We start from the raw sequence: 8,152 nt of genomic DNA on the forward strand, positions 1-8,152 counted from the left end.
CTGCATGGCCGCGCTCGACGCCGAGCGCTACCTCGACAGCCTCGCCAGCTAAGGGCGCCCACGGCCCGGAGCGCGCGGGCGATGGCCGGCCAGACGTCCGGCCCCGGCGCGATCTCGGGCGCCGTGAGGGCGAGCGGCGCCAGGCGCCGCTCCCAGGCGTCGCGGGCCGCGCGCGCGGCGGGGTCCGTGGCCAGTTCGCGCTCCACCAGGGCCCGCTCGGCCGGATCGAGGGTGCCGAGCACGGATTCGGCCAGACGCAGGTCACGGTCGCCGGAGGACGCGCCGGGATCGGAGGGTGTGCCGGCGCTCATGCGGCGGCGTCCAGGCAGCCGCGCAGGGTCGCGAGGCCGCGATGCAGCCAGGTCTTGATGGTGCTCACGGGTCGGTCGTAGCGCAGGGCGAGATCCTCGCGGGACTGGCCCTCGCAATAGGCCAGCACGATGCAGTCGCGATGCAGCGCCTCGAGGCGGCCGAGGCACGCCTGGAGGGCGTTGCGCCCGAGGATCGTGCCCTCGCTGTCGTGGGGGTCGGCCAGCCGCTCCACCCAATCCTCCCCGTCCTCGGTGATCGGCCCCTGCACCTCGCGGCGCCGGCGCAAGCCGTCGATCGCGCGGTTGCGCGCGATGGCGCAGAGCCAAGCCAGGGGGCGTCCGGCCGCCGGGCTGTAGGACGCGGCATTCTGCCAGACGCGCAGGAATACATCCTGCAGAACATCCTCGGCCGCGCCGCGATCCGGCTGGATACGCAGGATCACCCCGAGAAGTTTCGGGGCCGTCCGATCATACAGGGCCCGCAGGGCGGCCTCGTCATGCCGGGCGATGGTCGCGATGAGTCCCGCGAGGGCGGCGTCGGTGCGCGCGGGATCGTCCGCCGGGAGATCGCCGCGCAGGGGACTGGCACGCAAAGGCTGGGTTTCCTCCGTGTCCGGCGCCAGGACGGCTCGATCCGGTCGCGGTCCTTCGGACGGGACCGCTTCGGCCCAGGTTAGCCGAGGCGGCGCCGGCGCGCCACCGCACGCCCTCAGCGGCGCTCGTAGAGCAGGCGGGCGCGGATGGTGCCGTCGAGCGCCCGGATCTCCTCCAGCAGGCTCTCGGCATCCGCATCGGTGACGTCGGTCTCCACCACCACGTAACCGACCTCGCCGTCGGTCTGGTAGAACTGCGCCGCGATGTTCACCCCGCGCCGGGCGAAGGTGTCGTTGAGGCGTCCCAGCATGCCCGGGATGTTGCGCTGGACGTGGATCAGGCGCGTGCCGGTGGGGCGGGCGGGCAGCTGCACCTGCGGGAAGTTCACGGTACCGACGGTCGAGCCGATGTCGGAATAATCGACGAGCTTGCGCGCCACTTCCGAGCCGATGCGCTCCTGCGCCTCCTCCGTCGAGCCGCCGATATGCGGCGTCAGGATCACGTTGGGCAGGCCCTGGAGCGGGCTGACGAAGCGCTCCTGGTTGGAGCCGGGCTCCACCGGGAACACGTCGACGGCCGCGCCCCGCAGATGGCCGTCGCGGAGCGCCGCGGCCAGGGCGTCGAGGTCGACCACGGTGCCGCGGGCGTTGTTGATGAGGAAGGCGCCGGGCTTCATCGCCCGGATCTCGGGCTCCCCGATCATGTTGTGGGTCTCGGGCGTCTCCGGCACGTGGAGGGAGACCACGTCGCTCTGGGCCAGCAGGGCGGTCAGCGAATCCGTGGGCTCGGTGTTGCCGTGGCGCAGCTTGTCGGTCTGGTCGTAATAGACCACCCGCATGCCCATGCCTTCCGCCAGCGTCGAGAGTTGCGAGCCGATATTGCCGTAGCCGACGATGCCCAGCGTCTTGCCGCGCACCTCCTGCGAGCCGGTGGCCGACTTGTCCCACTCGCCCGCATGGGCACCCACCGAGCGCGGCACGATCCGGCGCAGCAGCATCACGATCTCGCCGATGACGAGCTCGGCCACCGAGCGGGTGTTCGAGTAGGGCGCGTTGAAGACCGGGATGCCGCGGTGGCGGGCGGCCTCGAGGTCGACTTGGTTGGTGCCCACCGAGAAGCAGCCCACCGCGAGCAGGCGCTCGCCTGCCGCGAGGGCTGCCGCGTCGAGCTGGGTGCGCGAGCGGATGCCGAGGATGTGCGTGCCGCGCAGGGCCTCGTGCAGGGCCTCGCGATCGAGGGCTTTGGCCACCCGCACGACGTTGGTGTAGCCGGCGGCGGCGAAGAGTTCGGCGGCGCTGTCGTTGATGCCTTCGAGCAGCAGGACGCGGATCTTGTCCTTCGGGAAGGAGAGTCTTTCGGCCATGATCGTCTTCTTCTTGGATGTCGTACCCGGCGGAGCGGATGCGGCGCCGGGCCTTGTGGCTGCGTGCGCGGGCCTTGGGGCTGCGCGCGGCGGTCGAGCGCGCGGCACGAGTCCCCGAATGGGCCGTGTGAGATTCCAGTTCACCGGCCCGGTCAAGGCCCGGTCTTGAACATCGGCGGCGATTGTCAGGTCGCCCCCTTGACCCGGGCGGCCGGCGCCGGGATGCCGGGGCGACCCGTTTTCGAGCCCGTGGCCCACCCCCCGGGGCCCCGCACGAGGAACCCGCCGATGAGCCAGACAGCCGCGCCCGCCGACCTTCTCGGCCGCCTGGAATCCTGCCTCGGCCGGGGCGGCCTGCTCACGGACGCGGACGATCTCGCGCCCTACGCGGTCGATTGGCGCCGCCTCTTCCCCGGCCGGCCGGCGGCGGTGGCGCGCCCGGCCAACACGGCGCAGGTCGCCGCCGTCATGGCGGCCTGCCACGCCGCCGGCGTCGCGGTGGTGCCCCAGGGAGGACATACCGGCCTTGCGGGCGGTGCAACGCCGGACGCCTCCGGGGGGCAGGTCGTGCTGTCGCTCGCCCGCATGAACGCGATCCGCCGGGTCGATCCCCTGGGCCTGACCCTGGAGGCGGAGGCCGGCTGCATCCTCAAGGTGGCGCAGGACGCGGCGGACGCGCAAGGCCGCCTCCTGCCCGTCAGCCTCGCGGCGGAGGGCTCCGCCATGCTCGGCGGCGTCATCGCCACCAATGCGGGCGGCATCAACGTCCTGCGCTACGGCATGACCCGCAACCTCGTCCTCGGGCTCGAGGTGGTGCTCGCCGACGGGACCGTGGTCGACGGCCTGCGGGCCCTGCGCAAGGACAATGCGGGCTACGACTGGAAGCAGCTCTTCATCGGCAGCGAGGGCACCCTCGGCATCGTCACCGCCGCCATCCTGCGCCTCGTGCCGCGCCCGCGCCACACGGCCACGGCCCTCCTCGCGGTGCCCGACCCGGCGGCGGCCCTGCGCCTCCTCCGGGCGGCGCAGGATGCGCTCGGCGACACCATCCAGGCCTTCGAGCTGATCGCGGGCGACTCCCTCGCCCTGGTGGCCGAGCATGCCGGCCTGACCAGTCCCATCGCGGAGGCCGGCTGGACCGTGCTGATGGAGGCGGGATCGAGCCTGGAAGGGCTGCGCGAGGCGGTGGAGACGCTGCTGGGCGAGGTCCTGGAGCGGGGCGATGCCACCGATGGCGTGCTCGCCGAATCCGGCCAGCAGGCCGCCGCCCTCTGGGCCCTGCGCGAGCACATCACCGAGGCCGAGGCCCGGGCCGGCAAGAGCGTCAAGCACGACGTCTCGGTGCCGATCCCGGCGATTCCCGATTTCCTGGCGGCGGCGGGCGAGGCCCTGGCCGCGGGCGCGCCGGGCACCCGGCCCAACATCTTCGGCCACATGGGCGACGGCAACATCCACTACAACGTGATCATCGGCCCCGAACACGGATCGGAGGCCATCAACCGCATCGTCCACGACACCGTGGCGCGGTTCGGCGGCAGCATCTCGGCCGAGCACGGCATCGGCCAGTACCGGGTCGACGAACTCGTGCGCCATCGCCGGCCGGAGGAGATGGCGCTGGCCCGCCGCATCAAGGATGCCCTCGACCCGCAGGGCCTGCTCAACCCCGGAAAGGTGCTGCGCGCCGGAGCCTGATCGAAGGCCACGAGACTGTCGGAATCCGAGCCGGCGACCTATCTCCCGTCTCAACGACGCGACACGACGGCAGGAAGGACGCTGGCATGGCCTCGCCCGGAGACTGGAAGATCCCCACATCCGCGCAGCCCCGGGCCGCCGATTACGGCTACGACCTCGAGCAGGCGCTCACCGCCATCGTGGCGCTCTCGACGCGGGTGCCGCCCGAGGCCTTCACCGCCGAGACGCTCGGCACCGAGCGGGCCGGCAACGGCGTCGTCATCGGCGAGGACGGCCTCGTGCTCACCATCGGCTACCTCGTGACGGAAGCCGAGTCGGTCTGGCTCACCACCCACGACGGGCGCTCGGTGCCCGGCCACGTGGTCGGCTTCGACGCGGTCACGGGCTTCGGCCTCGTCCAGGCGCTGGGCGACCTGAAGATCAAGCCGCTGAAGCTCGGGCGCTCGGGCCCGGTCAAGATCGGCGACCGGGCGGTGATGGCCGGGGTCGGCGGCCGCGCGCGCAGCCTCGCCGTCGAGATCGTCGCCCGCCAGGAATTCGCCGGCTACTGGGAATACGTCCTCGACGAGGCCCTGTTCACCGCCCCCTCGCACCCGCACTGGGGCGGGGCCGCGCTGATCGGACCGGACGGGGCGCTGCTGGGCATCGGCTCCCTGCAATTGCAGCAGGGCGGCACGGGCGGCCCGAAGACCATCAACATGATCGTGCCGATCGACCTCTTGCCTCCGATCCTCGACGACCTCACCACCCGGGGCCGCGTCGACCGGCCGGTGCGCCCCTGGCTCGGCCTCTACGCCAGCGACGGCGAGGAGGCCGTGGTGGTGATGGGGCTCGCCGACGACGGCCCCGCCGAGGCGGCGGACCTGCGCCCGGGCGACGTCATCGTCGCGGTCGCGGGCGAGCCGGTGGCCGATCTCGCCGGGTTCTTCCGCCAGGTCTGGGCCCTCGGGGAGGCCGGGGTGCGGGTGCCGCTCACGATCCAGCGCGACGGCAAGCCCCTCAAGCTCTCGGTGACCTCCTCGGACCGCGAGCGCTTCCTGGTCTCGCCCCAGCTCCATTGATCCGGAGCCTCCCGGATCGCGGCCTCCATTGATCGAAGTCTCGGGCGGGTTTATCCCGTGCCGATGACGGACAACGCGGAATCCCTGCCCATCCACATCGTCGGCGGCGGCCTCGCCGGCTCGGAAGCCGCTTGGCAGGTGGCCGAGAGCGGCCACGACGTGGTGCTCCACGAAATGCGTCCCGTGCGCGGCACCGAGGCCCATCACGGGGGCGACTTCGCCGAGCTCGTCTGCTCGAACTCGTTCCGCTCGGACGACGCCAACGGCAACGCCGTCGGGCTCCTGCATCAGGAGATGCGGACCCTGGGTTCGCTGATCCTGCGCGCGGCCGACGCCCACCAGGTTCCCGCCGGCGGGGCGCTCGCCGTCGACCGCGAGGGCTTCGCCAAGGCCGTCACCGCCGCGATCGAGGCCCATCCGCGCATCCGCATCGTGCGGGAGGAGGTCGAGGGCTTGCCGCCCGAATCCTGGGGCCGGACCATCATCGCCACCGGCCCCCTCACCGCACCCTCGCTGGCGCAGGGCATCCGCGAACTGACCGGCGCCGAGTCGCTCGCCTTCTTCGATGCGATCGCGCCGATCGTGCACCGCGATTCCATCGACATGGGCAGGGCCTGGTTCCAGTCGCGCTACGACAAGGTCGGGCCCGGCGGCACGGGGGCCGACTACATCAACTGCCCGATGAATCGCGAGCAGTACGACGCCTTCATCCAGGCCCTGATCGGGGGCGATAAGATTGGTTTCAAGGAGTGGGAGGCGACCACGCCCTACTTCGACGGCTGCCTGCCGATCGAGGTCATGGCCGAGCGCGGCCCCGAGACCCTGCGCCACGGCCCGATGAAGCCGGTGGGCCTCACGAACCCGCACGACCCCACCGTGAAGGCCTGCGCCATCGTCCAGCTGCGCCAGGACAACGCGCTCGGCACCCTCTACAACATGGTCGGCTTCCAGACGAAGCTGACCTATTCCGAGCAGGTCCGGGTGTTCCGCACGATCCCCGGCCTCGAGAACGCCGAGTTCGCGCGCCTCGGCGGCCTGCACCGCAACACCTACCTCGATTCCCCTCGCCTCCTCGACGCGACCCTGCGCCTCAAGGCGCGGCCTTCCCTACGCTTCGCCGGCCAGATCACGGGCTGCGAGGGCTACGTGGAGAGCGCCGCCATCGGATTGATGGCCGGCCGCTTCGCCGTGGCGGAGGCGCGCGGGGAGTCGCTCGAGCCCCTCCCCGCCACCACGGCGCTCGGCGCCCTGATCGGCCACATCACCGGCGGCCATATCGCGGCCGAGGATGCCGGCGCCCCGCGCTCGTTCCAGCCCATGAACGTGAATTTCGGCCTGTTCCCGCCCCTCGATCACGCGCCCAAGGGCGAGGCCGGCCGGCGTCTCAAGGGACCGGAGAAGGCGGTGGCCAAGAAGAAGGCGCTGACCGACCGGGCCCGGGCCGACCTCGCCGCCTGGATGGGGCACGGACCCGCGCGGATCGCCGCCGAGTAGGGTCGCGCCGGCGGCCTGCCGGCCACGATCGCGATCTACCGGGGGCTCGCCCGGGTTCCGGCCGCGGAACGCGTCAGCCCGGCTCATAGGTGAAGATGCGCCGTCCGGGCCGGTGACCCTCGTCGCCGGTGTCGCGGAACCCCAGCTTGCGCAGGAGGCCGACGGAGGCCGCGTTCTCGGGTCGGCACTCGGCGATGATGAAGCGGTTGGGGAAGCGCTCGCGCAGCAGGCCGAGGGCGGCGCGGACCGCCTCGGTGCCGATCCCCTGTCCGCGCGCCGCGCCGCCGACCCAGTAGCCGATCTCGGCGGCATGGTCGCCGCGCAGGTGCAGGCCGACGATCGCCGCCAGCGTACCGTCCGCCCGTTGCCAGGCGCCCAGGAAGCAATCCTTGCGCACCTTGGCCGGGCCGATGAGGCGGCGCGCATCCGCCAGGGTGAAGGGCGCGGACAGGAAATCCACCGCCTCGATGATGGCCGGATCGTCGGTGAGCGCCCGCACGGCCTCGGCGTCGGCCGGTTCCAGCCGCGTCAGGCGCAGGCGGGCGGTCTCGGCGGGGGGAAGCTTGGCGAGGGTGTAGCGCGAGGCGAGGTTGAACATGGCCGCACGATCCTATCAGATCGCGCGGCCTTCAAGCCCGGTTTTCAAGCGAACCGTTTGGCGCCCGCCACGCAGAGCACGACCAGTCCCGTCACCGCCAGCATGGAGGGGGCGACGGGCTCGCCCAGGAGCCAGCCCGCCAGCGCCAGCCCGAGGAAGGGCTGCAGCAGCTGCAGTTGGCCGACCCCCGCGATGCCGCCCAGCGCCAGCCCGCGATACCAGAATACGAAGCCGACCAGCATGCTGAACACCGAGACGTAGGCGAGGCCGCCCCAGGCCGGCCAGCCGATGCCGGTCCAGGCCGGGGGCCGCGTCGCCACGGCCAGCACGGCCATCGCCGGAAGGGACAGGACGAGGGACCAGGAGATGACCTGCCAACCCCCGAGGCGGCGTGCGAGGACGGCCCCTTCGGCATAGCCGAGGCCGCAGAGCAGGATCGCCGCGATCATCAGGAGATCGCCCGGGGCCGAAGCATCGCCGCCCTGCGCGAGGGCGAACCCCGCCACGGCGGCGGCCCCCACCACGGAGAACAGCCAGAAGGCGGCCCGCGGGCGCTCGCCCCCGCGCAGGACTCCGAACAGGGCCGTGGCGAGGGGCAGGAGGCCGACGAACACCACGGAATGCGCGGCACCGACGTGCTGGAGCGCCAGGGCGGTCAGCAGCGGGAAGCCGACCACGACGCCGAGGGCGACCAGGGCCAGGGACGCGAGGTCGCCGCGCGCCGGCTGCCTCTGGCGCAGGGCGAGAAGCAGCCCCGCACCGAGAAGCGCGGCGATCACCGCCCGCGCCGAGGTCAGGAACAGAGGCGTGAAGCCCCCGACGGCGATCCGCGTCGCCGGCAGGGAGGCGCTGAAGATAAGGATTCCCACGAGGCCGCTGCCCCATCCCGCCGTTCCGCCGCGCACGATCCGCCTCCCCGATCCCCAGAGGACGGCCATAGCGCCCCGATCCGGGCCCGCGACAGCGACAATGGCCGGACGATTCCGCCGAACTGTCCGGTGCCCGGACCGGACAGAGAGAATCCACCGATGGGCAGCGC

General features: G+C 72.4%; 7 protein-coding genes and 1 pseudogene. 3 read left to right on the forward strand and 5 right to left on the reverse strand.

Annotation, left to right across the window (positions count from 1 at the left end; genetic code table 11):
* The 3 genes and pseudogenes from K2X24_RS21240 to serA all read right to left on the reverse strand — a co-directional run.
* Positions 1–311: pseudogene (locus tag K2X24_RS21240) on the reverse strand (hypothetical protein); the annotation flags it as partial.
* Positions 308–889, reverse strand: a complete 582-nt coding sequence (locus K2X24_RS21245) for a sigma-70 family RNA polymerase sigma factor (RefSeq protein ID WP_292500852.1) — start codon at positions 887–889, stop codon at positions 308–310. The gene K2X24_RS21245 and the pseudogene K2X24_RS21240, both read right to left, overlap by 4 nt.
* A gap of 131 nt (positions 890–1,020) precedes the next feature.
* Positions 1,021–2,268 carry a phosphoglycerate dehydrogenase gene (gene serA, locus K2X24_RS21250; RefSeq protein ID WP_292500841.1) on the reverse strand — a complete coding sequence of 416 codons (1,248 nt, stop codon included), beginning with the start codon at positions 2,266–2,268 and terminating at the stop codon, positions 1,021–1,023.
* Positions 2,269–2,556: 288 nt separating this feature from the next.
* Here serA and K2X24_RS21255 point away from each other — a divergent pair, with 288 nt between their 5' ends.
* From K2X24_RS21255 to trmFO, 3 genes are all read left to right on the forward strand, one after another.
* Positions 2,557–3,960 carry an FAD-binding oxidoreductase gene (locus K2X24_RS21255; protein WP_292500842.1) on the forward strand — a complete coding sequence of 468 codons (1,404 nt, stop codon included), beginning with the start codon at positions 2,557–2,559 and terminating at the stop codon, positions 3,958–3,960.
* Positions 3,961–4,046: 86 nt separating this feature from the next.
* The gene (locus K2X24_RS21260) at positions 4,047–5,021 is read left to right on the forward strand and encodes a S1C family serine protease (protein WP_292500844.1); all 975 of its coding nucleotides are present in this window, start codon (positions 4,047–4,049) and stop codon (positions 5,019–5,021) included.
* Between the two features lie 63 nt (positions 5,022–5,084).
* Entirely contained in the window at positions 5,085–6,515 is a 1,431-nt protein-coding gene (trmFO, locus tag K2X24_RS21265; protein ID WP_292500847.1) for a methylenetetrahydrofolate--tRNA-(uracil(54)-C(5))-methyltransferase (FADH(2)-oxidizing) TrmFO, read from the forward strand.
* A gap of 73 nt (positions 6,516–6,588) precedes the next feature.
* Here the strand turns inward: trmFO and K2X24_RS21270 are convergent, their stop codons facing one another.
* A complete protein-coding gene (locus K2X24_RS21270; protein WP_292500848.1) occupies positions 6,589–7,113 on the reverse strand; it encodes a GNAT family N-acetyltransferase in 525 nt (174 codons plus the stop codon).
* A 44-nt stretch (positions 7,114–7,157) separates the two neighbouring features.
* Positions 7,158–8,051 (reverse strand): DMT family transporter, encoded by an 894-nt coding sequence (locus K2X24_RS21275; RefSeq protein ID WP_292500850.1) that lies wholly within the window; start codon positions 8,049–8,051, stop codon positions 7,158–7,160.
* Between the last annotated feature and the right edge of the window lie 101 nt (positions 8,052–8,152).

The organism is Methylobacterium sp., assembly GCF_019750675.1.
In the GTDB taxonomy this organism is placed as follows: Bacteria; Pseudomonadota; Alphaproteobacteria; order Rhizobiales; family Beijerinckiaceae; genus Methylobacterium.